42 protein-coding genes (1 of these 42 cut by a window edge) are annotated in these 24,167 nt (G+C 49.0%); 40 read left to right on the plus strand and 2 right to left on the minus strand.

All coding sequences use genetic code 11. The features are described 5' to 3' along the window. The first annotated feature begins 74 nt into the window (after positions 1 to 74). The 37 genes from rplC (at position 75) to JNE38_RS01605 (ending at position 21,074) form a co-directional block, all read left to right on the plus strand. Positions 75 to 704 (plus strand): 50S ribosomal protein L3, encoded by a 630-nt coding sequence (gene rplC, locus JNE38_RS01425; protein ID WP_092276984.1) that lies wholly within the window; start codon positions 75 to 77, stop codon positions 702 to 704. Positions 705 to 724: 20 nt separating this feature from the next. Then, entirely contained in the window at positions 725 to 1,348 is a 624-nt protein-coding gene (gene rplD / locus JNE38_RS01430; RefSeq protein WP_203354944.1) for a 50S ribosomal protein L4, read from the plus strand. Further along, complete coding sequence (gene rplW, locus JNE38_RS01435) at positions 1,348 to 1,638, plus strand: 50S ribosomal protein L23 (RefSeq protein ID WP_203354945.1); 291 nt, start codon at positions 1,348 to 1,350, stop codon at positions 1,636 to 1,638. The genes rplD and rplW overlap by 1 nt, the downstream gene beginning before the upstream one ends. Positions 1,639 to 1,670: 32 nt before the next feature. Then, positions 1,671 to 2,501, plus strand: coding sequence for a 50S ribosomal protein L2 (gene rplB / locus JNE38_RS01440; protein WP_092276990.1), 831 nt, complete (start codon positions 1,671 to 1,673; stop codon positions 2,499 to 2,501). Positions 2,502 to 2,550: 49 nt separating this feature from the next. Beyond that, on the plus strand, positions 2,551 to 2,832 hold the full coding sequence (gene rpsS, locus JNE38_RS01445) for a 30S ribosomal protein S19 (RefSeq protein ID WP_092276993.1): 282 nt from the start codon (positions 2,551 to 2,553) through the stop codon (positions 2,830 to 2,832). Between the two features lie 29 nt (positions 2,833 to 2,861). After that, positions 2,862 to 3,194 carry a 50S ribosomal protein L22 gene (rplV, locus tag JNE38_RS01450; protein WP_092276996.1) on the plus strand — a complete coding sequence of 111 codons (333 nt, stop codon included), beginning with the start codon at positions 2,862 to 2,864 and terminating at the stop codon, positions 3,192 to 3,194. A gap of 13 nt (positions 3,195 to 3,207) precedes the next feature. After that, positions 3,208 to 3,870, plus strand: coding sequence for a 30S ribosomal protein S3 (rpsC, locus tag JNE38_RS01455; protein WP_203354946.1), 663 nt, complete (start codon positions 3,208 to 3,210; stop codon positions 3,868 to 3,870). Between the two features lie 2 nt (positions 3,871 to 3,872). Further along, complete coding sequence (rplP, locus tag JNE38_RS01460; protein WP_007787078.1) at positions 3,873 to 4,307, plus strand: 50S ribosomal protein L16; 435 nt, start codon at positions 3,873 to 3,875, stop codon at positions 4,305 to 4,307. Then, the gene (rpmC, locus tag JNE38_RS01465; protein ID WP_092276999.1) at positions 4,297 to 4,494 is read left to right on the plus strand and encodes a 50S ribosomal protein L29; all 198 of its coding nucleotides are present in this window, start codon (positions 4,297 to 4,299) and stop codon (positions 4,492 to 4,494) included. The genes rplP and rpmC overlap by 11 nt, the downstream gene beginning before the upstream one ends. 22 nt (positions 4,495 to 4,516) lie before the next feature. Continuing rightward, a complete protein-coding gene (rpsQ, locus tag JNE38_RS01470; RefSeq protein ID WP_203354947.1) occupies positions 4,517 to 4,783 on the plus strand; it encodes a 30S ribosomal protein S17 in 267 nt (88 codons plus the stop codon). Positions 4,784 to 4,824: 41 nt separating this feature from the next. Next, on the plus strand, positions 4,825 to 5,193 hold the full coding sequence (gene rplN, locus JNE38_RS01475; protein WP_203354948.1) for a 50S ribosomal protein L14: 369 nt from the start codon (positions 4,825 to 4,827) through the stop codon (positions 5,191 to 5,193). Positions 5,194 to 5,242: 49 nt separating this feature from the next. Beyond that, complete coding sequence (rplX, locus tag JNE38_RS01480) at positions 5,243 to 5,557, plus strand: 50S ribosomal protein L24 (RefSeq protein WP_092277008.1); 315 nt, start codon at positions 5,243 to 5,245, stop codon at positions 5,555 to 5,557. 27 nt (positions 5,558 to 5,584) lie between these two features. After that, a complete protein-coding gene (gene rplE / locus JNE38_RS01485) occupies positions 5,585 to 6,127 on the plus strand; it encodes a 50S ribosomal protein L5 (protein ID WP_203354949.1) in 543 nt (180 codons plus the stop codon). 24 nt (positions 6,128 to 6,151) lie between these two features. Beyond that, on the plus strand, positions 6,152 to 6,337 hold the full coding sequence (locus JNE38_RS01490; RefSeq protein ID WP_007716256.1) for a type Z 30S ribosomal protein S14: 186 nt from the start codon (positions 6,152 to 6,154) through the stop codon (positions 6,335 to 6,337). Positions 6,338 to 6,364: 27 nt separating this feature from the next. Next, entirely contained in the window at positions 6,365 to 6,763 is a 399-nt protein-coding gene (gene rpsH / locus JNE38_RS01495; RefSeq protein ID WP_203354950.1) for a 30S ribosomal protein S8, read from the plus strand. Positions 6,764 to 6,801: 38 nt separating this feature from the next. Beyond that, a complete protein-coding gene (gene rplF, locus JNE38_RS01500) occupies positions 6,802 to 7,338 on the plus strand; it encodes a 50S ribosomal protein L6 (protein WP_203354951.1) in 537 nt (178 codons plus the stop codon). A 32-nt stretch (positions 7,339 to 7,370) separates the two neighbouring features. Continuing rightward, on the plus strand, positions 7,371 to 7,733 hold the full coding sequence (gene rplR, locus JNE38_RS01505; RefSeq protein ID WP_047074697.1) for a 50S ribosomal protein L18: 363 nt from the start codon (positions 7,371 to 7,373) through the stop codon (positions 7,731 to 7,733). Positions 7,734 to 7,751: 18 nt separating this feature from the next. Continuing rightward, positions 7,752 to 8,249, plus strand: a complete 498-nt coding sequence (gene rpsE / locus JNE38_RS01510; RefSeq protein WP_055746222.1) for a 30S ribosomal protein S5 — start codon at positions 7,752 to 7,754, stop codon at positions 8,247 to 8,249. A 17-nt stretch (positions 8,250 to 8,266) separates the two neighbouring features. Then, a complete protein-coding gene (gene rpmD, locus JNE38_RS01515) occupies positions 8,267 to 8,446 on the plus strand; it encodes a 50S ribosomal protein L30 (RefSeq protein WP_092277020.1) in 180 nt (59 codons plus the stop codon). 32 nt (positions 8,447 to 8,478) lie between these two features. Further along, entirely contained in the window at positions 8,479 to 8,919 is a 441-nt protein-coding gene (rplO, locus tag JNE38_RS01520) for a 50S ribosomal protein L15 (protein WP_055746223.1), read from the plus strand. Then, the gene (gene secY / locus JNE38_RS01525) at positions 8,919 to 10,214 is read left to right on the plus strand and encodes a preprotein translocase subunit SecY (RefSeq protein WP_203354952.1); all 1,296 of its coding nucleotides are present in this window, start codon (positions 8,919 to 8,921) and stop codon (positions 10,212 to 10,214) included. Before rplO ends, secY begins: the two co-directional genes overlap by 1 nt. A gap of 61 nt (positions 10,215 to 10,275) precedes the next feature. Continuing rightward, positions 10,276 to 10,920 (plus strand): adenylate kinase, encoded by a 645-nt coding sequence (locus JNE38_RS01530; RefSeq protein WP_203354953.1) that lies wholly within the window; start codon positions 10,276 to 10,278, stop codon positions 10,918 to 10,920. 6 nt (positions 10,921 to 10,926) lie between these two features. Then, positions 10,927 to 11,673 (plus strand): type I methionyl aminopeptidase, encoded by a 747-nt coding sequence (gene map / locus JNE38_RS01535; RefSeq protein ID WP_203354954.1) that lies wholly within the window; start codon positions 10,927 to 10,929, stop codon positions 11,671 to 11,673. A gap of 115 nt (positions 11,674 to 11,788) precedes the next feature. After that, complete coding sequence (infA, locus tag JNE38_RS01540) at positions 11,789 to 12,007, plus strand: translation initiation factor IF-1 (protein WP_023558720.1); 219 nt, start codon at positions 11,789 to 11,791, stop codon at positions 12,005 to 12,007. Between the two features lie 34 nt (positions 12,008 to 12,041). Then, positions 12,042 to 12,155 (plus strand): 50S ribosomal protein L36, encoded by a 114-nt coding sequence (gene rpmJ, locus JNE38_RS01545; RefSeq protein WP_003333770.1) that lies wholly within the window; start codon positions 12,042 to 12,044, stop codon positions 12,153 to 12,155. Positions 12,156 to 12,176: 21 nt separating this feature from the next. Further along, positions 12,177 to 12,545 (plus strand): 30S ribosomal protein S13, encoded by a 369-nt coding sequence (gene rpsM, locus JNE38_RS01550; protein ID WP_092277034.1) that lies wholly within the window; start codon positions 12,177 to 12,179, stop codon positions 12,543 to 12,545. A gap of 16 nt (positions 12,546 to 12,561) precedes the next feature. After that, the gene (gene rpsK / locus JNE38_RS01555) at positions 12,562 to 12,963 is read left to right on the plus strand and encodes a 30S ribosomal protein S11 (protein ID WP_203354955.1); all 402 of its coding nucleotides are present in this window, start codon (positions 12,562 to 12,564) and stop codon (positions 12,961 to 12,963) included. Positions 12,964 to 13,119: 156 nt separating this feature from the next. Beyond that, on the plus strand, positions 13,120 to 14,064 hold the full coding sequence (locus JNE38_RS01560) for a DNA-directed RNA polymerase subunit alpha (protein WP_049742248.1): 945 nt from the start codon (positions 13,120 to 13,122) through the stop codon (positions 14,062 to 14,064). Positions 14,065 to 14,122: 58 nt separating this feature from the next. Continuing rightward, positions 14,123 to 14,482 (plus strand): 50S ribosomal protein L17, encoded by a 360-nt coding sequence (gene rplQ, locus JNE38_RS01565; protein ID WP_203354956.1) that lies wholly within the window; start codon positions 14,123 to 14,125, stop codon positions 14,480 to 14,482. Positions 14,483 to 14,680: 198 nt separating this feature from the next. Continuing rightward, a complete protein-coding gene (locus tag JNE38_RS01570) occupies positions 14,681 to 15,532 on the plus strand; it encodes an energy-coupling factor transporter ATPase (RefSeq protein WP_203354957.1) in 852 nt (283 codons plus the stop codon). Further along, positions 15,508 to 16,380 carry an energy-coupling factor transporter ATPase gene (locus JNE38_RS01575; protein WP_203354958.1) on the plus strand — a complete coding sequence of 291 codons (873 nt, stop codon included), beginning with the start codon at positions 15,508 to 15,510 and terminating at the stop codon, positions 16,378 to 16,380. Before JNE38_RS01570 ends, JNE38_RS01575 begins: the two co-directional genes overlap by 25 nt. Before the next feature lie 2 nt (positions 16,381 to 16,382). Then, positions 16,383 to 17,180: an energy-coupling factor transporter transmembrane component T family protein gene (locus tag JNE38_RS01580; protein WP_203354959.1), complete on the plus strand. Its 798-nt coding sequence runs from the start codon at positions 16,383 to 16,385 to the stop codon at positions 17,178 to 17,180. Beyond that, the gene (gene truA, locus JNE38_RS01585; protein WP_238933527.1) at positions 17,165 to 17,911 is read left to right on the plus strand and encodes a tRNA pseudouridine(38-40) synthase TruA; all 747 of its coding nucleotides are present in this window, start codon (positions 17,165 to 17,167) and stop codon (positions 17,909 to 17,911) included. Before JNE38_RS01580 ends, truA begins: the two co-directional genes overlap by 16 nt. Before the next feature lie 251 nt (positions 17,912 to 18,162). Then, positions 18,163 to 18,600, plus strand: a complete 438-nt coding sequence (rplM, locus tag JNE38_RS01590) for a 50S ribosomal protein L13 (protein WP_203354961.1) — start codon at positions 18,163 to 18,165, stop codon at positions 18,598 to 18,600. A gap of 20 nt (positions 18,601 to 18,620) precedes the next feature. After that, complete coding sequence (rpsI, locus tag JNE38_RS01595; RefSeq protein WP_005828788.1) at positions 18,621 to 19,013, plus strand: 30S ribosomal protein S9; 393 nt, start codon at positions 18,621 to 18,623, stop codon at positions 19,011 to 19,013. 127 nt (positions 19,014 to 19,140) lie between these two features. Beyond that, a complete protein-coding gene (gene cwlD, locus JNE38_RS01600; protein WP_275296671.1) occupies positions 19,141 to 19,857 on the plus strand; it encodes an N-acetylmuramoyl-L-alanine amidase CwlD in 717 nt (238 codons plus the stop codon). Positions 19,858 to 19,964: 107 nt separating this feature from the next. After that, positions 19,965 to 21,074 carry a P-loop NTPase gene (locus JNE38_RS01605; protein ID WP_203354963.1) on the plus strand — a complete coding sequence of 370 codons (1,110 nt, stop codon included), beginning with the start codon at positions 19,965 to 19,967 and terminating at the stop codon, positions 21,072 to 21,074. Between the two features lie 39 nt (positions 21,075 to 21,113). Here JNE38_RS01605 and gerD read toward each other — a convergent pair whose 3' ends face one another. Beyond that, positions 21,114 to 21,746: a spore germination lipoprotein GerD gene (gene gerD, locus JNE38_RS01610; RefSeq protein ID WP_203354964.1), complete on the minus strand. Its 633-nt coding sequence runs from the start codon at positions 21,744 to 21,746 to the stop codon at positions 21,114 to 21,116. 125 nt (positions 21,747 to 21,871) lie between these two features. Here gerD and JNE38_RS01615 point away from each other — a divergent pair, with 125 nt between their 5' ends. Beyond that, the gene (locus JNE38_RS01615; protein WP_203354965.1) at positions 21,872 to 22,459 is read left to right on the plus strand and encodes a KinB-signaling pathway activation protein; all 588 of its coding nucleotides are present in this window, start codon (positions 21,872 to 21,874) and stop codon (positions 22,457 to 22,459) included. Between the two features lie 20 nt (positions 22,460 to 22,479). Here JNE38_RS01615 and pdaB read toward each other — a convergent pair whose 3' ends face one another. Then, positions 22,480 to 23,244: a polysaccharide deacetylase family sporulation protein PdaB gene (gene pdaB, locus JNE38_RS01620; RefSeq protein WP_203354966.1), complete on the minus strand. Its 765-nt coding sequence runs from the start codon at positions 23,242 to 23,244 to the stop codon at positions 22,480 to 22,482. A gap of 127 nt (positions 23,245 to 23,371) precedes the next feature. Here pdaB and JNE38_RS01625 point away from each other — a divergent pair, with 127 nt between their 5' ends. Next, positions 23,372 to 24,016 (plus strand): stage II sporulation protein M, encoded by a 645-nt coding sequence (locus JNE38_RS01625; protein ID WP_203354967.1) that lies wholly within the window; start codon positions 23,372 to 23,374, stop codon positions 24,014 to 24,016. A 123-nt stretch (positions 24,017 to 24,139) separates the two neighbouring features. Further along, positions 24,140 to 24,167: the start of a hypothetical protein gene (locus JNE38_RS01630; RefSeq protein WP_092277074.1), read on the plus strand. The gene runs 206 nt beyond the window's last position; 28 of the gene's 234 nt are visible here — the first part of the coding sequence; the start codon lies at positions 24,140 to 24,142; the stop codon falls past the right edge of the window.

Here is a 24,167-nt window from a genome sequence, read left to right on the forward strand (position 1 = left end):
CACCCCTGCGCATCGGTGGGGACTTGATACAACATTAAAACGTTTTTCTGAAATAAGCACAGGAGGTGGCACTAATGACCAAAGGAATCTTAGGGAAAAAACTTGGCATGACTCAAGTTTTTGGTCCAAACGGAACAGCGATCGCTGTAACGGTTATCGAAGCTGGTTCTAACGTGGTTCTCCAGAAGAAAGACTTGGAGAATGACGGCTACGAAGCGATCCAAATCGGCTTTGAAGACAAAAAAGAACAGCGCGCTAACAAGCCGGAAAAAGGACATGCAGCGAAAGCTAACACTGCTCCTAAGCGCTTCGTTCGCGAAATTCGCGGAGTAAACCTCGCTGACTTCGAGGTTGGTCAAGAGTTGAAAGCAGACATTTTTGCTGAGGGAGAAATCGTTGACGTAGCTGGCGTATCCAAGGGTAAAGGTTTCCAAGGTGCGATCAAACGTCACAACCAATCCCGCGGTCCTATGGCTCACGGTTCGCGTTACCATCGCGGTCCAGGTTCCATGGGTGCTGTAGCTCCAAACCGCGTATTTAAAGGTCAAACACTGCCAGGACAAATGGGTGGCGACAACGTAACCATTCAAAACCTGGAAGTAGTAAAAGTAGATGCTGAGCGTAACCTGATTCTCGTTAAAGGCTCCGTGCCTGGTCCGAAAAACAGCTGCGTATTGGTATCCACGGCAGTCAAGAAGAACTAGTTAGGAAAGGAGGAACTGACATGCCGAAAGTAGCTCTTTATAACCAATCCGGTTCTCAAGTTGGCGAAATCGAATTGGCAGACAGCGTGTTTGGTATCGAGCCTAACAGCGCAGTTCTGTTCGATGCGATCGTGATGCAGCAAGCATCCCAACGTCAAGGAACTCACGATGTAAAGAACCGCTCTGAAGTACGTGGTGGTGGCCGCAAGCCATGGCGCCAAAAAGGTACAGGTCGCGCACGCCAAGGTTCCATTCGCTCTCCGCAATGGAAAGGTGGCGGTGTTGTATTCGGTCCAACTCCGCGCAAATACGGTTACAAACTGAACCGTAAAGTTCGTCGTTTGGCTCTGAAATCCGCTCTGTCCACAAAAGTTCAAAACAACGAACTGTTGGTATTGGAAGCTCTGAACTTCGCTGCTCCTAAAACCAAAGAAATGTCCGTTGTACTGAACAACCTGAAAGTAGATCGCAAAGTTCTGATCGTTACCTCCGAGTATGATCAAAACGTTGCTCTCTCTTCCCGCAACATTCCAGGTGCAAAAATCGTAGATGCTGCAGGCATTAACGTTCTGGATCTGGTAGCGCATGACAAAGTAATCGTGACGAAAGAAGCGATTGCGAAAGTAGAGGAGGTGCTCGCATAATGAAGAGCATTCATGATGTTCTCAAACGCCCTGTCATTACCGAGCGCACCACTGATATGATGGCTGAGAAAAAGTACGTTTTCGAAGTACCTCTCAAAGCCAACAAAACAGAAATCAAGCAAGCTGTTGAAAAAGTATTTGGCGTAAAAGTAGAAGCAGTTAACACTGTTCGTGTTCCTGCGAAACCAAAACGCTACGGAAAATACTCCGGTTACACCTCTGAGTGGAAGAAAGCGATCGTGAAGCTGACTGATGACAGCAAAGAATTGGCCTTCTACGAGGGAGTATAACCTCGACGACTACCGAAAAGGAGGGTATTAACATGGGTCTCAAGAAGTTTAAACCGACTTCTCCTGGTCGTCGCCAAATGACGGTTTCTACTTTCGAGGAGATTACTACTTCAACTCCCGAAAAATCCTTGCTGGCGCCTCTTTCTAAAAAAGCTGGTCGCAACAACCAAGGAAGAATTACCGTTCGTCATCAAGGTGGCGGTCACAAACGTAAATACCGTATTATCGACTTCAAGCGCAACAAAGATGGCATCGTAGGTCGCGTAGCTACTATCGAATACGATCCAAACCGTTCCGCTAACATCGCACTGATCAACTATGCTGACGGTGAAAAACGTTACATCCTCGCTCCTCACAACCTGAAAGTGGGCGATGAGATCGTATCTGGTGCAGATGCCGACATCAAAATCGGTAACGCATTGCCACTGGAAAAAATCCCAGTTGGTACTACGATCCACAACATTGAGCTGAAACCTGGTAAAGGTGGACAACTGGTTCGTGCAGCTGGTACTTCCGCTCAATTGCTCGGTCGTGATGGAGAGTTCGTAATCGTACGCCTTTCTTCCGGTGAAACACGCCGCATTCATAACGTATGCCGTGCTACCATCGGTCAAGTAGGTAACCTCGATCACGAATTGGTTAACATCGGTAAAGCTGGTCGTTCCCGTTGGTTGGGTATTCGTCCAACTGTACGCGGTAGCGTAATGAACCCTAACGATCACCCACACGGTGGTGGTGAAGGTCGCGCTCCAATCGGACGTAAAGCACCTGTTACTCCTTGGGGTAAACCAACTCTGGGTCTCAAGACTCGCAAGAAGAAGAACAAATCCGATCAATACATTATCCGCCGTCGCAAGAAGTAAGCTAGGCTGATACTATAACCGAACGCCTTTGGCGAAGGGAGGTTCACTAATGGGACGTAGCTTAAAAAAGGGTCCTTTCGTGGATGACCACTTGATGAAAAAAGTTGACGAGCAAAATGAAAAGAACGAGAAGCGCGTGATCAAAACTTGGTCCCGTCGTTCCACCATCTTCCCTCAGTTCGTAGGACATACTTTTGCAGTGTATGATGGCCGTAAACACGTACCTGTGTATGTTTCGGAAGACATGGTTGGTCATAAATTGGGTGAATTCGCACCAACTCGTACCTTCAAGGGTCACGTCGACAACGACAAGAAATCCAAGAAGCGCTAATTTTCTCTTGACAGAGAGGAGGTACAAAGATGGAAGCAAAAGCAGTTGCTCGCAATATTCGCATCGCGTCTCGTAAAGTCCGCCTGGTGGTTGACTTGATCAGAGGCAAGCAAGTAGGTGAAGCTTTGGCGATCCTGAAACACACGCCGAAAGCAGCTTCTCCAGTTGTTGAAAAGCTCCTGAAGTCGGCTATTGCAAACGCTGAGCACAACTATGAGCTGGATCCAAACAACCTCGTAGTGGGCAAAATCTTCGTAGACCAAGGTCCTACGTTGAAGCGTTTCCGTCCGCGCGCTATGGGCCGCGCTAGCCGCATCCATAAACGCACGAGCCACATCACCGTGGTACTAAACGAGAAATAAGGAGGGATTACGTGTGGGTCAAAAGGTAAGCCCGGTCGGTCTTCGGATCGGAGTCATTCGTGACTGGGAGTCCAAGTGGTACGCTGACAAGGACTTCGCAACACTGTTGCACGAGGACTTGAAAATCCGCAAGTATGTAAAAGGGCGTCTCAAAGATGCTGCAGTATCCACAATCGAAATCGAACGCGCAGCTAATCGCGTGAACGTTACGATTCACACCGCTAAGCCTGGTATGGTAATTGGTAAAGGTGGAGCAGAGGTTGAAGTTCTGCGCAAAACCCTTACTGAACTGACTGGCAAACGCGTTCATATCAACATCAACGAAGTAAAACGTCCGGATCTGGATGCTACTCTGGTAGCTGAAAACATTGCACGCCAACTGGAAAACCGCATTTCCTTCCGCCGTGCGCAAAAGCAATCGATCACTCGTACGCTGCGCGCTGGTGCAAAAGGTATCAAAACTTTGGTTAGCGGTCGCCTTGGCGGTGCTGATATCGCACGTTCCGAAGGTTACAGCGAAGGTACTGTTCCTCTTCACACTCTGCGTGCTGACATCGACTACGGTACTGCTGAAGCACATACCACTTATGGTCGTATCGGTGTAAAAGTGTGGATCTATCGTGGAGAAGTCCTTCCAGCGAGAAAGAACGTCGCTACTGAGGAAGGAGGCAAGTAATCATGTTGACGCCAAAACGCGTGAAACACCGTAAACAACACCGCGGAAAAATGGCTGGTAACGCTAAAGGCGGTACTACTGTTGCGTTCGGTGAATACGGATTGCAAGCATTGGAACCATCTTGGGTAACGAACCGTCAGATCGAGGCTGCTCGTATCGCGATGACCCGTTACATCAAACGTGGTGGTAAAGTATGGATTAAGATTTTCCCAGATAAACCAATTACACAAAAACCGCTCGAAGTACGGATGGGTTCCGGTAAAGGTTCTCCTGAGAAATGGGTAGCGGTAGTGAAACCAGGCAAGATCATGTTTGAACTTGCTGGCGTTCCTGAAGAAGTCGCTCGCGAAGCTATGCGTCTGGCTATGCACAAACTGCCTATCAAGTGCAAGTTCGTGAAGCGTGAAGAAGTGGGTGGTGACGCACATGAAGGCTAATGAGTACCGTAACTTGACCACTGCCGAGATCGAACAAAACGTCGCTTCTTTGAAAGAAGAGTTGTTCAACCTTCGTTTCCAGCTGGCTACGGGTCAACTCGAAACCACATCTCGCATTAAACAAGTGCGTAAGGATATCGCACGTGCGAAAACCATCCTGCGCCAGAGAGAATTGGGAATCGGCTAATTAAAGGAAGGAGGTTTGAACGATGACCGCAGAACGCAATATGCGTCGAACAGTTACTGGTCGCGTTGTTTCCGACAAGATGGATAAAACCATTACTGTTCTTGTTGAAACTTACAAGACTCACACACTGTACGGCAAACGCGTGAAGTACTCCAAAAAGTTCAAGGCTCACGACGAGAACAACACGGCAAAAGTGGGCGACATCGTAGAAATCATGGAAACACGTCCATTGTCCAAAGACAAACGTTTCCGTTTGGTACGTATCGTCGAAGAGGCAGTAATCGTATAAGTCAGATTTTCGGATATCAAATCCGAAAGGAGGAACAGTAAATGATCCAAACTCAGACGAGATTGGCTGTTGCTGACAACTCCGGTGCAAAGGAACTCATGTGCATCAAGGTTCTGGGTGGTTCCGGTCGCAAAACGGCGAACATCGGCGATGTTATCGTGTGCTCCGTTAAATCCGCTACACCCGGCGGCGTTGTCAAGAAAGGTCAAGTAGTTAAAGCGGTTGTAGTACGTACAGTAAGTGGCGTTCGTCGTCAGGATGGTTCTTACATCCGTTTCGATGAAAATGCAGCTGTAGTTATCAAAGATGATAAGTCCCCACGTGGAACCCGTATCTTTGGACCTGTAGCTCGTGAGCTCCGCGACAAGGATTTCATGAAGATCATCTCTCTGGCTCCAGAGGTTATCTAATTGAACGGCAAAACTCAGGCAGTTTGTTCGATAGGAGGTGCACCAAGCGATGCACGTTAAAAAAGGCGACACTGTTATCGTAAATGCGGGTAAAGATAAAGGCAAAAAAGGTCGCGTTCTCGCTGCTTATCCGAAGAAAGAACGCGTTCTGGTTGAAGGTATCAATCTCGTTAAGAAACACAGCCGTCCGTCTCAAGCTAACCCGCAAGGTGGCATTGTGACTCAAGAAGCAGCGATTCACGTTTCCAACGTATCTTTGATCGATCCGAAGTCCGGAAAAGCTACTCGAATCGGTTACAAAGTATTGGAGAACGGCAAGAAAGTTCGGTACGCGAAAAAGTCTGGCGAAGTACTCGACAAGTAGTCAGGTTGGAAAGGAGGATGTCCTTAGATGGCAACAAGACTGAAAGAAAAGTATACCAATGAAATCGTGCCTGGCTTGATGAGCAAGTTTAACTACTCTTCCATCATGCAAGTGCCGAAAGTTGAAAAGATCATCATCAACATGGGTGTAGGCGAAGCGGTTGCTAACGCTAAATCCTTGGATACTGCAGTTGAAGACCTGCAAGTAATCGCTGGTCAACGACCTGTAGTAACACGCGCTAAGAAATCCATCGCTGGTTTCAAACTGCGTGAAGGTATGCCGATCGGTGCGAAGGTTACTCTGCGCGGCGAGCGTATGTACCAATTCCTCGACAAGCTGATGAACGTATCTCTTCCACGTGTACGTGACTTCCGTGGAATCTCTTCCAAGGCATTTGACGGCCGTGGTAACTACACACTTGGTCTGAAGGAACAACTGATCTTCCCTGAGATCGAGTACGATAAAATCGATAAAGTACGCGGTATGGACATCGTTATTGTCACTTCCGCTAAAACGGATGAGGAAGCTCGTGAACTGCTGACTCAAATGGGTATGCCATTCCGTAAATAAACCCACTCGTAAGGAGGGAAGAATGTGGCAAAGAAATCAATGATCATCAAGCAACAGCGGGAGCCGAAGTTTGCAGTACGCGCGTACACTCGTTGCGAGCGTTGCGGACGTCCTCACTCCGTATTGCGCAAATTCAAACTCTGCCGTATTTGCTTCCGTGAACTTGCTTATAAAGGTCAAATTCCAGGCGTGAAAAAAGCAAGCTGGTAATTTGAAACGGGAAGGAGGTTTTCTCTCATGGTTATGACTGATCCAATCGCAGATATGTTGACACGTATTCGTAACGCCAACATGGTTCGCCACGAGAAAGTGGAAATCCCGGCGTCCACCATCAAGAAGGAAATCGCGCGCATTCTGAAAGAAGAAGGATTCATTCGCGATGCGGAGTTTGTTGAAGACAACAAACAAGGAATCATCCGCGTATTCCTGAAGTACGGTGCTGAAAACGAGCGTGTAATCACAGGTCTGAAACGTATCTCTAAACCAGGTCTTCGTGTTTACGCAAAGAACAATGAAGTTCCTAAGGTTTTGGGTGGCCTCGGTTGCGCAATCATCTCCACATCCACTGGTGTAATGACGGACAAGCAAGCTCGTCAAGCAGCAGTTGGTGGAGAAGTACTTGCATACGTTTGGTAATCCAACAGAATTAATGAAAAGCACAGGAGGTGCACCACATGTCTCGTGTCGGTAGAAAACCGATCGTGGTACCTGCAGGCGTTACCCTCACTCTGAACGGAACTGAGCTGACGGTAAAGGGCCCTAAGGGTCAACTCGTTCGTAACTTTCATGAAGATATCAAAATCAACATCGCTGAGAACGAAGTAGTAGTTGAGCGTCCTAGCGACAACAAACTGCATCGTTCCCTTCACGGTACGACTCGTGCGCTTGTTGCCAACATGGTAAAAGGCGTATCCGAAGGCTTCACTCGCACTCTGGAACTGGTCGGTGTAGGTTACCGTGCAGCTAAATCCGGATCCGGTGTAACACTTTCCCTTGGTTTCTCCCACCCAGTTGAGGTAACTCCTGAAGCGGGTATCGAAATCGAAGTGCCAAACCAAACCACTCTGGTGGTTAAAGGGATCAACAAAGAGCGCGTTGGTCAAATTGCCGCTGAAATCCGTGCACTGCGTAAACCTGAGCCATACAAAGGCAAAGGTATCAAGTACAGTGATGAAGTGGTTCGTCGTAAAGAAGGTAAAAAAGGTAAATAAGCTTCTAGCTTCATGAGAAAGGAGGCCGCTTAATGTTTACGAAAGCTGATAAAAACAAAGCTCGGAAAAAACGTCACCTGCGCATCCGCAAACGCGTGATTGGTTCTACCATTCGCCCGCGTCTGAACGTATTCCGTTCTTCTAAGCACATCTACGCTCAACTGATTGACGATGCGACTGGAGTAACTCTGGTATCTGCATCCTCTCTGGATAAAGAGCTGGGCCTGAAAAATGGCGCAAACGTGGAAGCTGCTACAGCTGTTGGCACACTGATCGCTAAGCGTGCACAAGAAAAAGGTGCGACTGAAGTGATTTTTGACCGCGGCGGTTACATCTATCATGGACGTATTAAAGCACTGGCAGAAGCAGCTCGCGAAGCTGGTCTGCAATTCTAACAACAAGGAGGGTAAGGAATGCGTATCGACCCTAGCAAATTAGAGCTCGAAGAAAAAGTTGTCGCCGTTAACCGCGTAGCTAAAACGGTTAAAGGTGGACGTCGCATGAGCTTTAGCGCCCTGGTTGTTGTGGGTGACCGTAACGGCCATGTAGGTGCTGGTATGGGTAAAGCCCAAGAAGTTCCAGACGCTATTCGTAAAGCGATCGACGACGCTAAGAAAAAACTGATCCGTGTACCAATGAGAGGAACTACTGTTCCGCACGAAGTACTGTGCCAATTTGGTGCTGGTAAAGTTCTCATCAAGCCTGCTTCCGCCGGTACTGGTGTAATCGCAGGTGGACCTATCCGTGCCGTTCTCGAACTGGCTGGTGTAGGTGACGTTTTGAGCAAGTCTCTTGGTTCCAACAATCCTATCAACATGGTCAACGCTACGCTGGAAGGCCTCGGCCGCCTGAAAACAGCGGAAGATGTCGCGAAATTGCGCGGTAAGACTGTTGACGAGTTGTTGGGTTAATAAGGGAGGGAATGAACATGGCAAAATTGCAAATCACCCTCACACGTAGCCTGATCGGACGTCCAGTAGGACAACAGGAAACAGTAAAAGCACTGGGTCTTCGCAAAATCAACTCCACTGTAGTGAAGGAAGATAACGCTGCAATCCGTGGAATGGTTTTCAAAGTGAAGCACTTGGTTGACGTGAAAGAAGTATAATTGAACATCTCAAGAGTTAGGAGGTGCAACGTATGAAATTGCATGAACTGCAACCTGCAGAAGGATCCCGTCACACTCGTAAGCGCATCGGTCGCGGTATCGGTAGCGGTACTGGCAAAACTGCTGGTAAAGGTCACAAAGGTCAAAACGCTCGTTCCGGTGGCGGCGTACGCCCAGGTTTCGAGGGTGGTCAAAACCCATTGTACCGTCGTCTGCCTAAGCGTGGTTTCACTAACATCAGCCGTAAAGAATACGCGATTGTTAGCCTGGACGCGCTGAACCGTTTTGAAGAGGGTACTGTTGTAACACCTGAGCTTCTGAAAGAAACTGGTGTTATCAGTGCGCTGCGCGACGGTGTTAAGGTTCTTGCTAACGGCGAACTCACAGTGAAGCTGACTGTTAAAGCTCACAAGTTCTCCGGAGCTGCTGCTGAGAAGATCGCACAAGTCGGTGGAACAACCGAGGTGATCTAATGTTAGCGTCCTTAACTAACATTTTTAAGATTAGCGACCTGCGTCGTAAAATCCTGTTTACGCTCATGATGTTGGTAGTTTTCCGGATCGGAAGCTTTGTACCAGTTCCTAACGTAAACGTCGAGTTGTTTCAGCAGAACACAAACCATTTGCTTGGATTGTTGAACACCTTCTCGGGTGGCGCTCTGAAAAACTTCTCGATTTTTGCCATGGGTATCATGCCGTATATCACGGCGTCGATTATCATGCAGCTGTTGTCGATGGACGTGATTCCAAAGCTTACGCAATGGTCACGTGAAGGAGAGGTTGGTCGACGCAAGATCGCTACGGTTACCCGCTACAGCACAATTGTCCTCGGGGCGATTCAATCGATCGGGATGACGATTGGTTTCAACAACATGGCGCCTGGTTTGCTCAAGGATACGTCCATCGGCAGCTACGCACTCATTGCGTTGACACTGACAGCAGGTACCGCGTTCTTGATGTGGATGGGTGAACAGATTACCGAGAAAGGTATCGGTAACGGGATTTCGATCCTGATCGTATCCGGTATCGTCGCCAACATTCCAGGTGGGATTGAGACGATCTACTCGACTCAGTTTGCAGATCCATCGCAGAACGTTTTCTTCAGCATCGTCAAAGTTGTGCTTATCTTGCTGGTGATCCTCGCTATTATTGTCGGGGTTATCTTTATGCAGCAAGGTGTGCGTAAGATTCCAGTGCAATATGCCAAGCGCGTGGTTGGACGGAAAATGTACGGTGGTCAATCCACCCACATTCCACTGAAAATCAACTCTGCTGGTGTAATTCCTGTTATCTTCTCCATCTCGCTCGTAATTTTCCCGTCGACGATCGCTCAGTTCTGGGTTGATCAATCCGGAACAGGTATCGCCAACTGGATTTATCAAAACTTCCAAGTTAGTGCACCGCTTGGAATGGCGCTGTACGCCATCTTGATTATCGGGTTTACCTACTTCTATACCTTTGTACAGATGAATCCTGTGCAAATGGCAGAGAACATGAGGAAAAATGGCGGTTACATTCCTGGTATTCGACCTGGTAAAAACACTGAGGTGTACATTACTCGAACATTGAACCGCTTAACATTGGCGGGCGCTCTCTTCCTGATGCTGATTTCCATCTTGCCGTTCTTCTTCAGCAAGCTGGCAAATCTGCCGCAGTCGATTTACATCGGTGGTACTTCGCTGTTGATCGTTATCGGGGTAGCCCTGGATACGATGAAGCAGATCGAAAGCCAGATGATCAAGCGCCACTACCAAGGGTTCATCAAGTAATACCTAGGTTTTTACAGAAAAGCCTCTGTAAGCTTTTCTTTATGGGACGGAGGGAATGGACGTGAATATAATTCTGATGGGGCTGCCTGGAGCCGGTAAAGGTACACAGGCAGAACGAATCGTTGAAGAGTTTGACATCCCGCACATTTCGACTGGTGATATGTTTCGAGCAGCGGTCAAGAACGAGACGCCGCTCGGACTAGAGGCTAAATCCTACATGGATAAAGGTCTGCTCGTTCCCGATGAGGTTGTCATCGGGATTGTGCGGGAACGTCTGTCGATGAGCGACTGCGAAAAAGGATTCCTGTTAGATGGTTTCCCGCGCACCGTTCCGCAGGCGGAAGCGTTGACAGCTACCGTAAAGGAGCTGGGACGCGATATTGATCATGTGATCAATATCAATGTTCGTCGGGAACTCTTGATTGAACGTCTGACCGGTCGCTGGATCTGCCCAGTTTGCGGAGCTAGCTATCATACGATGTTCAACCCTCCAAAAGAGGCTGGCGTGTGTGACAAAGATGGTGGTAAGCTGTATCAGCGTGAAGACGACAAGCCGGAAGTGGTAGCACAACGTCTTGATGTCAACATTGCTCAAACACAGCCACTGATCGATTATTACTCCGCTCAAAAGCTCCTGCGAGATATCAATGGGGAACAAGATATCCAGGTAGTGTTTGCGGAAATTAAGTCTTTGCTAAGAGGGTAATTGCGAATGATTATCCTGAAGTCGAAATCAGAACTTGAGGTTATGCGCGAAGCTGGTCGTATCGTCGCACTCACCCATCAAGAACTGGCCAAGGCGATCAAGCCTGGTGTCACGACGAAGCAACTAGACGAAATGGCCGAGACGTTTATCCGTAGCATGGGCGCAGTTCCATCATTCAAAGGCTACGGTGGCTTTCCAGGAAGTATCTGTGCTTCAGTCAATGAAGAACTCGTACACGGGATCCCAGGAAAACGGATGCTGCAAGAGGGAGACATCATTAGTTTAGACATCGGTGCCCAGTTTGAGGGCTTCCATGGAGACTCCGCTTGGACTTATCCGGTAGGCACGATTTCTGCAGAAAATGAGAAGCTCTTGCTGGTGACAGAAGAGTCTTTGTACAAGGGGCTTGAAAAGGCTGTGCCGGGTGCAAGACTGTCTGATATCTCGCATGCGATTCAGGTTCATGCAGAAGCTGCCGGCTTCACTCTCGTTCGCGAGTATGTGGGGCATGGGATTGGGCAAAACTTGCACGAAGATCCGCAGGTTCCAAATTACGGACCTCCTGATCGGGGTCCACGATTGAAACCAGGCATGGTGTTGGCAATTGAGCCAATGGTAAATGCCGGCGAACGTTATGTCCGCACATTGGAGGACAATTGGACGGTAGTAACAGTGGATCGGAAAACATGTGCTCATTTTGAACACACCATCGCGATTACGGAAGATGGCTATGAGATTTTTACACGGGCGTAAACGAGATTCCTTTAAGATTGGGATTGTCGTCCAACGTGTCGACGATAAGTTCGTTGTGTGATCATTTCGCAAAACTCATGGTCTGACTGAAGAGCAGAAGAAAGGAGAGTTTACCATGGCAAAAGATGATGTAATTGAGGTGGAAGGTACGGTAATCGAACCTTTGCCGAATGCTATGTTTCGGGTAGAATTAGAGAATGGACATAAGATCCTTGCTCACGTCTCCGGAAAAATCCGCATGCACTTTATCCGTATCCTGCCTGGGGATAAAGTAACTGTTGAACTGTCGCCGTACGACTTAACCCGCGGACGTATTACGTACCGCTATAAATAGTTAGTAAAACCCCTAGAAAAGGGAGGCAAGAACCATGAAAGTGAGACCTTCGGTTAAACCGATCTGCGAGAAATGCAAGGTTATCCGTCGTAAAGGTAACGTAATGGTTATTTGTGAAAATCCTAAGCATAAGCAAAAACAAGGGTAAACAAGGAGGTGCTTTTTACACATGGCACGTATTGCAGGCGTTGACTTGCCGCGCGAAAAACGCGTTGAAGTCGCTCTTACCTACATCTTTGGTATTGGCCGCCCCACGTCTCAAAAAATTCTGTCCGCCACTGGCGTAGATGTGAACACTCGTGTTCGTGATCTGACAGAAGACGAAGTTGCTAAACTTCGTGAGTACATTGACAAAACCGTGAAGGTGGAAGGCGATCTCCGTCGTGAGATTTCCTTGAACATCAAGCGCCTGATGGAAATCGGCTGCTTCCGCGGTATTCGTCATCGTCGTGGACTTCCAGTTCGCGGTCAACGTACTAAAACAAATGCTCGTACGCGTAAAGGTCCACGCCGTACAGTAGCTAACAAGAAGAAGTAAAGGAGGGTAATCTGACATGGCGAAAAGAAAACAGGCTACAGCTGCTCGTACCCGTCGTCGTGACCGTAAGAATGTTGAAGTCGGCGTAGCACACATCCGTTCTACATTCAACAACACGATTGTGACGATCACTGACCCACACGGAAACGCGATCTCTTGGTCCAGTGCTGGTGCCCTCGGTTTCAAGGGTTCCCGCAAAAGCACTCCATTTGCTGCGCAAATGGCTGCTGAAGCGGCTGCTCGTGTTGCGATGGAACACGGCATGCGTTCTCTTGAAGTATCAGTAAAAGGCCCAGGTGCTGGTCGTGAAGCTGCGATCCGTTCCCTGCAAGCTACTGGTCTTGAAGTGAACATGATTAAAGACGTGACGCCAATTCCGCACAACGGTTGCCGTCCACCAAAACGTCGCCGCGTGTAACTGGTTTATATCGTTCAGAACATGTCCATACTAGAATGGTAAATTCTGATTTATAGCTTGTCATGCACGCAAACGGTAAACCGCCGGGGAAATTCCTGAGTGGGCACGTATGCGGCCCACCCAAGGATTTCGACGTTTTGAAGGAGGGTTTGTTTAATGATAGAAATAGAAAAACCAAAAATCGAGGTTGTGGAAGTAAGCGACGACAACTCGTATGGAAAGTTTGTTGTAGAACCTCTTGAGCGTGGATACGGAACTACCCTTGGCAACTCGCTGAGACGAATCCTTCTTTCGTCCTTGCCAGGCGCGGCAGTTCGTACCGTGCAAATCGATGGGGTTCTTCACGAGTTCTCTACGGTTGAAGGCGTCGTTGAAGATGTAACCGAGATCATCCTGAACATCAAAGGCTTGGCGCTGAAGATCCATTCCGATGAAGAAAAAGTAATCGAGATCGATGCAGAAGGCGAAGGCGTTGTCAAAGCGGGAGATATCCGTGCTGACAGTGATGTGGAGGTCTTAAACCCTGATCTTCATATTGCAACGTTGGCGAATGGCGGTCGTCTGCATATCCGCATGACAGCTGGACGTGGTCGTGGTTATGTTCAATCAGATGGAAACAAGTCGGAGGATCTCCCAATTGGTGTGATTCCGATTGATTCGATCTACACGCCGATCAAGCGCGTTAACTATCAAGTGGAAAATACCCGTGTAGGGCAAATGACCAACTATGACAAGTTGACCCTTGAGGTATGGGCAAACGGCAGCATCAGTCCGGAAGAGGCCGTTAGCCTCGGCGCCAAAATCATGACGGAGCACCTGAACCTGTTTGTCGGTCTGACCGACGAGGCGAAAGATGCAGAAATCATGGTAGAAAAGGAAGAAGACAAGAAAGAGAAAGTGCTCGAGATGACTATCGAAGAGCTCGATCTTTCTGTTCGTTCCTACAACTGCTTGAAGCGTGCCGGTATCAACACCGTGCAAGAGCTGACGCAGAAGACCGAAGAGGACATGATGAAAGTGCGCAACCTGGGACGCAAATCTCTGGAAGAAGTTCAAGAAAAGTTGGCTGAGTTGGGCCTGTCCCTCCGCAGCGACGACTAGAGACATAAGGTTACCCTTTAGCACGCTCTGTTCTCTCGAGTAAGAGGGAGGTAAGAACATGGCACAACGTAAATTGGGTCGTCGTAGCGATGCACGTAAAGCGCTGTTCCGCGACTTGGTAACTGACCTGATCATCAACGAGCGCATCGAAACTACAGAGATGAAGGCGAAAGAACTTCGCCCAATCGCTGAAAAAATGATCACGCTCGCGAAACGTGGCGATCTGCACGCTCGTCGTCAAGTAGCTGCTTTCGTTCGTAAAGAAGTAGCGAACGCAGAAGGCCGCGATGCAGTTCAAAAACTGTTCGATGAAATCGCTCCTCGCTTTAAAGAGCGTAACGGCGGATACACTCGTATCCTGAAAGCCGGCCCTCGTCGTGGCGATGCTGCACCGATGGCTTACATCGAATTCGTTTAATAGGTCCATATCATCTGGTCGTTTCACCGAGGAATGGGACTCGTTCCCTGACCTGAAACAACCGCGAAAAGGGTGGGGGCAGATCTGGTCATAGGCTGGACTCTGATTCAACCCTTTTTTCCTTTATCCAGAGAAGAGTGGATTCTAGTATTTCGTTGCTCATTTCCCTGTGAAGGCTGGGGAGGATGTGAACGCCTCATGAATGAGGAGAGCTTGCTAGCATTTCGTAACGTTTCCTTTTCCTATGAGGGTGACGAGGGGCAGCGAGTACCGGTGCTAAAAAGTGTGGACCTGACGATTGAGAAAGGCTCATTTGTCTCCATTCTGGGACACAACGGCTCGGGAAAGTCCACTCTGGCAAAGCTCATGAATGCTCTGCTCTTGCCAGAGGACGGAACCATACTTGTCACCGGCTTTGATACCAAAGACGGAGAGATGCTGTGGGAAATTCGCAGACATGTAGGTATGGTCTTTCAAAATCCAGACAATCAAATTGTCGGAGCGACCGTTGAGGATGATGTAGCTTTTGGTCTGGAAAATATGGGTGTAGACCCTCGGGAGATGCGTCAGCGCATTGACGAGGCGCTTCTTTCGGTAGGGATGGAGAAGTACCGGATGGCCCAGCCGCACAGGTTGTCTGGCGGGCAAAAGCAGCGGGTGGCCATTGCAGGAATCATGGCGATGCGACCATCTGTCATCATCTTGGATGAAGCGACGGCCATGCTGGACCCGCAGGGGCGTCAGGAAGTCATGCTCCTGGCTCGCCGTCTGAACCGTGATGAAGGTATTACGATAATAAACATCACGCATTTTCCAGAGGAAGCTGTCTTTTCTGATCGGGTAACGGTCATGAATGCAGGTGAAGTCCTGATGGAAGGATCGCCGAAAGACGTATTCAACCAGATAGAGCGACTTCAATCCGTTGGCTTGGATGTACCGTTTGCTGTCCGTCTGCGTCATGAACTCGCGGCGAAAGGAATCGAACTACCGTTTGTACTGCACCAAGAGGAGCTGGTGGAGCACGTATGCAGATTACTTTTGACCAAGTAAGCCACATGTACGGGAAGGGGACGCCGTTTGAGCGACTTGCCCTAAAGGAGATTTCGTTGACGATTCCGTCCGGTTCTTTTGTGGGCATCATTGGCCAGACTGGCTCCGGCAAGTCTACCTTGATTCAACACTTGAACGGGTTGCTTGCACCGACTTCGGGACGGATCCTTCTCGATGATGTGGTCATAACGCCTTCCCAGCGACTGCCTCATACCAGACGACGCGATATCGGGCTGGTTTTTCAGTACCCGGAGCATCAGTTGTTTGAAGAAACAGTAGCCAAGGATGTGTCCTTTGGCCCGCTCAATTTTGACTTGCCTGCAGAAATGGTGGAATCACGGACGCGGGAGTCTCTGGAGATCGTGGGTCTGGATTACGACTTGATAAAGGATCGTTCTCCTTTCCAATTGAGTGGGGGGCAAATGAGGCGTGTTGCCATTGCGGGGGTACTGGCCATGCAGCCGAAAGTACTGGTATTGGACGAGCCGACTGCCGGTTTGGATCCTGCCGGACGAAAGGCGATCTTGGAGGGCATCCACCGCATTCATCGGGAGCAGCGACTCACCACTTTGCTGGTCACACACAGCATGGAGGAAGCGGCACGCTATGCCGATTATTTGCTCGTGATGTCGGATGGACAGGTTGCCTTGCAGGGTGCACCCGGCGAGGTGTTCATGCAGGCTGAGCTGCTGAAGCAGCTGTCACTCGACGTACCGGAAACGGTGGCGATGGTATCTCGATTGAATGAAAGGTTGCCGGACGACCAACATCTGCCGACTTCCCTCTTTCGGGAAGACGATCTGATTGATCATTTGCGAAAACGGTTGTCCGTGCCAAAGGAGCGTTAGGCATGCTGCAAAATATTGCGATAGGTCAATACGTGCCGGGACAGTCCTTTCTCCATCGCGCTGATCCTCGAAGCAAACTGCTCTTTATCATCCTTTTTGCTACCTTGGTATTTTTGGCAAACAATGCGCTGACCTACACGGTGCTCATTGCATTTACGCTGCTTGTGGCGCTTCTTTCCCGGCTCTCTCTTTCCTATATTTTGAAAAGCTTGAAGCCAGTCTGGATATTGATCCTGTTTACTGTCGTCCTTCATATTTTCATTACGAAGGGTGGGGCTGTCTATTATCAATGGGGGAGCTTCACCATCGAGGAAGAAGGGGTCCGCCAAGCGGTCTTCATTTCTTTGCGTTTGGGGCTGCTCGTGTTGATCAGTTCTCTGTTGACGCTGACGACCTCTCCCATCGATCTGACGGAAGGATTGGAGCGATTGCTCGGACCTTTTGGAAAGATCGGTGTGCCCGTGCATGAGATCGCACTCATGATGTCAATCGCACTGCGGTTTATTCCGACGCTCATGGAAGAGACGGACAAGATCATCAAGGCACAGACAGCGAGGGGAGCCGATTTTACCAGCGGCAATCTCGTCCGGCGCGCAAAGAATCTGGTTCCGATCGCAATCCCGTTGTTTATCAACGCGTTTCGTCGTGCAGAGGAGCTCGCTTTGGCGATGGAGGCTCGCGGGTATCGAGGCGGTGTCGGGAGGACGAGGCTGAACAAGCTGTCCTTTTCCTGGAGGGATACCTGTGTAGCGGTTGCTGGAGTACTTCTGATCGGTGTAATAGGATGGTGGCGTTCTTGAGAAGGCTCAAATGTGTCGTAGCTTACGACGGTACCGATTTCAGCGGTTTTCAGGTGCAGCCTGATCAAGTAACGGTGCAGGGAGAGATCGAAGCAGCACTGCAGCGGATCACGGGTGAGGAAATCCAGATAGCGGGCTCGGGTCGTACCGATGCAGGGGTGCATGCTCGCGGGCAGGTCATTCATTTTGACACAGCTAGCAATATCCCGCTGGAAAAATGGGGATTTGTGCTGAACAATCAATTGCCTGATTCGATCGTGATCCGTTCCATCGAAGAGGCTGAACCGACCTTTCATGCCCGATTTGACGTGCAGGTCAAGGAATACCGCTATTGCATCGACAACAACCCCGTAGCCGATGTATTTCGTCATCGCTATGCCGATCATATTCGATTTCCGCTTGATGTCGAGGCGATGCAAAGGGCTGCCCGCCATCTCGTGGGGGAGCACGACTTCACGTCCTTTTGCTCGGCGAAGACCTATGTGGAGGACAAAGTTCGTACTGTCTACGGATTGACGGTCGAGCGGATGGGGAATGAGGTTTGGGTGACTTGCCGCGGAAACGGCTTTTTGTACAACATGGTCAGGATCATTGTGGGAACTTTGGTGGAGGTTGGACAAGGCAAGCGTCCACCTGATGAACTCGCAGTCATACTCGAAGCCTGCGATCGGGAGAAGGCGGGAAAAACTGCGCCTGCCAAAGGTTTAACCATGTGGGAAGTTGTTTACTAGCGTCCCCATTTTCCAATTAATAGTGCGTGTGCAGGCACTTGACTCTGACCCAGCACATGTAGTACGATAATCCTTGGTATTTTAACCCCGCTAGCCCCACTCTAGCCCCGGTGTTGAAAGACAAGTTCGTGATGAAACACCTGGAAGAGTTGCTCACCCGTTAACAGCAACAACTTCCATTTGCAAGTTTCAGTAGGATTGGTTATAAGTAAATGTGAATGTGTAAGGTAAGATACTTAGGAGGGACAAACATGCGTACCACATATATGGCGAAACCGCTCGAAGTTGAGCGCAAATGGTACATCGTTGACGCAGAAGGTCAAACGCTTGGCCGTCTGGCTAGCGAAGTAGCTTCGATCCTGCGCGGCAAACTGAAACCTGAATTTACTCCTCACGTTGATGCTGGCGATTTCGTAATCGTAATCAACGCTGACAAAGTAAAACTGACAGGTAAAAAACTGCAAGACAAAATCTACTACACTCACTCCCTGTATCCAGGTGGTTTGAAAAAGACCACTGCAGGCGACATGCTGAACAAGAAACCAGATCGCATGTTCGAACTGGCTGTAAAAGGTATGCTGCCTAAAAACAGCTTGGGACGTCAAATGTTCACCAAGCTGAAAGTATACGCTGGAACTGAGCACCCGCATGCAGCACAAAAACCAGAAGTTTGGCAAATTCGCGGTTAAGGTAAAGGGAGGAAATATACGTGGCACAAGTACAATACTACGGTACAGGTCGTCGTAAGCACTCCGTTGCACGCGTTCGCCTGGTTCCAGGTGAAGGTCGCATTGTGATCAACAAGCGTGAAATGGACACTTACTTTGGTTTGGAAACACTGAAATTGATCGTAAAACAACCACTCGTTCTGACTGAAACCCTCGGTCGTTACGATGTTCTGGTTAACGTAAACGGCGGCGGAACCACTGGTCAAGCTGGTGCAATCCGTCACGGCGTGGCTCGCGCTCTGCTGAAAGCAGATCCGGAACTGCGCGGCGCTCTGAAACGCGCTGGCTTCCTGACTCGCGACCCTCGTATGAAAGAACGTAAAAAATACGGCTTGAAAGCAGCTCGTCGCGCACCTCAATTCTCCAAGCGCTAATTGTTGCTTTCCGGATACAACCCCTTGTCTGTTCGCAGGCAGGGGGTTTTCCTTTGTCCCCAGGTCATAATTACCCAGCTTTGTCCATATGATGGATACGAGAATGGGACAAAGGGGACGATACACGGTGACACGAAAAGGGATTGGCTGGATTTTGGCTTTCGCCTTACTGGTGCTCTTGTTCACCTATGAAACGCCTGATCGCTCCTCCTGGACGGCGTGGTCGCTTCCACTGGCGGGAACAGTGATTGCTATTGATGCTGGGCATGGAGGGAAAGACGGAGGAGCCACGTCTGCTTCCGGAGACGTGGTGGAGAAAGATGTTACGCTAGCAATCAGCATGTATTTGCGGGACTTTCTCCAACAATCGGGCGCTTATGTCATCATGACCAGGGAAGAAGATAAAGATTTGGCTTCTCCAAATGCGGATGCGAAACGCAAGCGAAAGTCAGAGGATATCCGCAATCGGGTCAAGCTCGTCAACGAGAACGCACCAGACTTTCTCATCAGCATTCATGTAAACTCGATTCCTTCCCCCAAGTGGTCAGGCGCCCAAACGTTTTATTCGCCGGCCTTTAAGAAAAGCCAAGAGATGTCGTATTTGATTCAGGATGAGATCAAACGTGTAATCGGAAATACGGACCGTGTGCCAAGCAAAACGGATAACGTTTTTCTCATTCGGGAAGTTGCATGCCCTGCCGTATTGGTGGAGGTTGGGTTCGTTAGCAACTCCGCTGAGGCCAAACAGCTTCAATCCGTAGATTATCAAAAGGCGATGGCCAACGCGATTTACCAAGGGATTTTGCGTCAGTACTCTGGCGAAAAGGCTCCCGTTACACCTTGAGGGCTCGGGTTTCGTGTCCCTCAGGACTGAATGTGCTATAATGAACGCGCAAACATAATCGCTACAGGGCGTCCATTCTTGAAAAGAAAATAGATGAGGTGAACGAGATGTTGACCAAAGAACAAGTTCTTGAGGCACTGCGTGATGTAAAAGACCCCGAAATCAACCGCAGCCTGGTCGAACTGAATATGATTCGCGACATCCGGATTGAAGGCAGTACCGTTAGTCTGACGGTTGTACTGACCATTTCCGGCTGTCCGCTGAAGGCCAAGATAGAAGACGACGTCATTGCTGCGCTGCGCGCGTTGGGTGCAGAAAACGTGAATCTGCAGTTTGGCTCCATGACTGACGACGAGAGAGCTGCTCTAAGTGCACAGCTGCGAGGCAGTGCGGGGCAGACACATAACATGACACCTGGACAGGCGCCGTTGCTCAATCCGATTTTGGACAAGAATTCGAAAACGACCTTCATTGCTGTCACTTCCGGAAAAGGCGGCGTAGGAAAATCGACGGTTACTGTGAACCTGGCTGTGGCATTGGCACGCATGGGTAAAAAGGTCGGGATCATCGATGCGGATATTTACGGCTTCAGCGTTCCCGATATGATGAATATCGACCAGCGCCCGACAGTGATTGGAGAAACCATCCTGCCTGTCGAAAAATTAAACGTAAAAGTCATGTCGATGGGCTTCTTTGTCGAGGACAACTCGCCGATTATCTGGCGCGGCCCGATGCTGGGTAAAATGCTGCGCAATTTCTTTTCCGAAGTTCACTGGGGGGAAGAGCTGGATTACTTGCTGTTGGACCTGCCTCCAGGAACAGGTGACATGGCGCTCGATGTCCATACGATGATTCCGCAAAGCATGGAAATCGTCGTGACGACTCCGCATGCGACAGCTGCCTTTGTCGCTGCACGTGCTGGTGCCATGGCAAAACGTACGGGACACGAGATCCTCGGTATCGTGGAAAACATGGCATGGTACGAAGCGAAAGACGGCTCCAAGGAGTACGTTTTTGGACGCGGGGGAGGAGCCAAGCTGGCTGAAACATTGGCAAGCGAGCTGTTGGCGCAAATTCCACTGGGACAGCCTGACAATCATCCCTCCGAGCCGGATTACACGCCATCGATTTACCGCGAGCAATCGGAGATCGGACGGATCTACATGGATATGGCGAAACGCGTTGATGAAAAATGCCAAAGCGTCGTCAAACAATAAGCAAAAAGGTGGGCTCCTGCAAAGAGCTCACCTTTTTTATTAGGATTGAGAACTTTGAGCTCCGCCGCCGCTGCCCTTTTTCTCTTTGCCGCCTTTTTTAGGCTTCAGTTCTTTTGGCTTGGTGAGATCCTCTTGCGCTTTGGTCATCAGCTTTAGCATTTCCGCCTGAAAAAGCGGGCTTTGCAAAGATTCCTTCATGATCTGCATGGTTTGCTGGCGGTAAGCGGAGCTTTTCATGAGGTCCATGAGGTTTTTTTCGAACTCCGGATCCTTCATCAAGGTGATGAGTTCTTTTTGATATTCCGGATCCTTCATGAGGTCCTTCATGAGCGTTTTTTGTTCGGTCTTCATGGACTTGGCCAACGTGCTGGCGAATTTCGGGTCCTGAAACGCTTCTTTAATATGCGAGCTATTTGGATTGGTCATGCTTTGAATCAAAGCCGTTTTTACGGTTGAATCGTCCATCATGATGTTTTGCTTGAACTTTTCGTCCTTCATCATTTTTTCCATGGACTTTTTCGCTTCGTCGGTCTGCAAAATGTCCAGCACCATGTCTTTTACGCTTTTATAATCAGGCTGAGACGAGCTTTGCGCCTGTCCGCCGCTTGAGCAACCGGTCATAACCAGACAGACAATTGCCAGCAGCCAGATGGTCATAGACATTTTTCTCATGGGGTGGACACCTCCTTCTTTACTCTGCCTACAAGTAACGTGTGCATTTTGTTTTGTTCTTACGCTAGTATTTTCTTTCATGCATTGGTACAATCATATTCGATGTGGATGGGAGGGAATGTTTGGTGAGTTTGCGTAAGTATGGCTGGCTTTTTTTCACTACCCTGCTGCTTGGCGGCTTGGGCGGTGCATTGGTCGCCTTGATATTTGATATGGAAAAATTGCTGGAGAGCAGTGTTGGGAATTTCCTTGTCGGAATCCTCATGTATGTGCTGTATGGAATGACCATCAGTATTGTTGCCCAAATGGGTTTTTTTGCGTATATGACGATTAATTATTTTGCCAAGACCATCTTTAAAACACCATCCATGTGGAAAAGCGTGCAAATTTTCCTCGTGATTTTCGTCTTTTTCGATATGATATATTTGCGATATTCCTCGCTGGGAGAAGGGGGTTCCATTGGGCCTTTCTTGGTCGAGCCGATTCTTTTGTTGATTGTGGCGGTAGTGACCGCATTCGGAAAATCGAATTTGACGAACCGGACCGCTTGGATCCCTACGCTATTTTTTATGTTCGTGGTCACTGCGCTGGAGTGGATCCCAGCACTGAAAGAAGCGGATATACATTCTACCTTGTCCATGCTCGTTCCCTTATTGTTTTGCAACGTCTGGCAAGTCATGCAATTGCATCGTCTGGTAAAAAGAGAAAGCTGACCGAAGAGGGTCAGCTTTTTTTAATGAACTTCTTTGCTTTTCACGTCGGTTCCCGTAATGAGCTCGGAAACAGTGACGAATTCGTAGCCTTGCTGGCGCAGCTTGTCGATAATGACGGGGAGAGCCAGATGCGTTTCTTTGCAGGAGTCACTTGCATGCATCAAAATGATATCACCGGGGTGCGCTTTTGATAATACGTTGTTGATGATGGTTTCTGTGCCAGGATTCATCCAGTCCTTGGAATCCGTATCCCATTGGATGACGGAATACCCCATTTCACTTGCGATCTGTAGGACGCGCTTGTCAAAGTCACCGTTTGGCATCCTGATGAGATTTGGCTTTTTCCCAGTCATCTCGGTGAGGACGGTGTCGGCCTTACCGATCTGGGAGCGGATTTCTTCATCGGAGTATTTGCTGTAGTTGTCGTGCTTATGTCCATGAGAGCCGATTTCAAAGCCGTCATCCTTGATGCGTTTCACGATTTCCGGATGACGCTGACTCCATGGGGAGGAGAGGAACATGGTCGCCTTGTTCACGTTCTTTTGCTTCAGTACGTCCAGGATGGGCAAGGTGCGCGTTTCGCCCCAGCTGATGTCGAATGTAAGAGCGATCTTTTTCTCTTTGGTATCTACCTTGTAGATGGCTTGAGGAGCTTGATTTGCCCCTGAAAAGGCAGTGATCGTGTCGCGTTCAGCATAGCCGATTCCCGCCGTCAACAAAATCGCGGTTACGATAATCAGAATCTGTTTCAAGCGTTGAGCACTCACTACGTAGATCCGTCTCATGGAAAAGCACCTCCTTTGTCCGATAACAGTTTATGCTTGTAAGACAAGGATATTCTTTGGCCTGTTGGCTAATGTTGAGGTACAATGCATATAGTGGAAGTACCAGGCTGTAAAAGGAGCGTGGCTCATGAAAAATCATTTGCAGCGGTTATGGTTGGACAATAGAGGGTTCTTCCTTGCCGCGTGTTTGCTGTTTATTGGTGGAGGGTTAATCGGATATTTTCAAGCGCCCATGGTAGAGGCTATGGTCAGCGAGCTAATGGGGCAGCTGAAGGAAATTGTGGATCGAATCAAAGAAAGCGGTGGCGGAGTATTTGCTACTTTCTGGATGATTTTCTCCAATAATGTGGTGAGTGCTTTGATGATGATGGCACTCGGATTGTTCTTTGCATTCTTTCCCATTATTGGATTGGTTGCCAACGGAATTTTGCTCGGTTTCATTCTTTCCAAATCCGTTGGGGTCAGTCCGTGGCTTATGTTAGGCGCGGGAATTTTACCTCACGGAATATTTGAACTGCCTGCTGTCCTTTTCGCAGCAGGGGTCGGGATTCGCCTGGGTCTTTTGAGCTTCCGTTCGGTGGGGGTCCTGTTTCAGCCTCACAAGATAGAGCGTCTGAAAAATGACTGGTATGATACGCTGAAGCAATTTCCAGTTGCCGTAATCACGGTGATCGCATTGCTGCTCATTGCAGCGATTGTCGAAAGCTCTATTACCCCGTACATCCTGAATGGGTTGATAGGAGACCAAATGAAGCTGAATTTGGTGAAATAAGGATTAGATAAGACTTTATGAAAATATTAAAGCCTTCCTAAACGGAGGGCTTTTATTTTTGAATAGCGGTGAATTCCGTTGGAAAGGATAGAGGGGAGACTCGTAAGGCGGAGGTCGATTTCATTGCTAGGGTTTTTGTTTAACACAAAAG

The organism is Brevibacillus choshinensis (assembly GCF_016811915.1).
GTDB classification, from domain to species: Bacteria; Bacillota; Bacilli; order Brevibacillales; family Brevibacillaceae; genus Brevibacillus; species Brevibacillus choshinensis_A.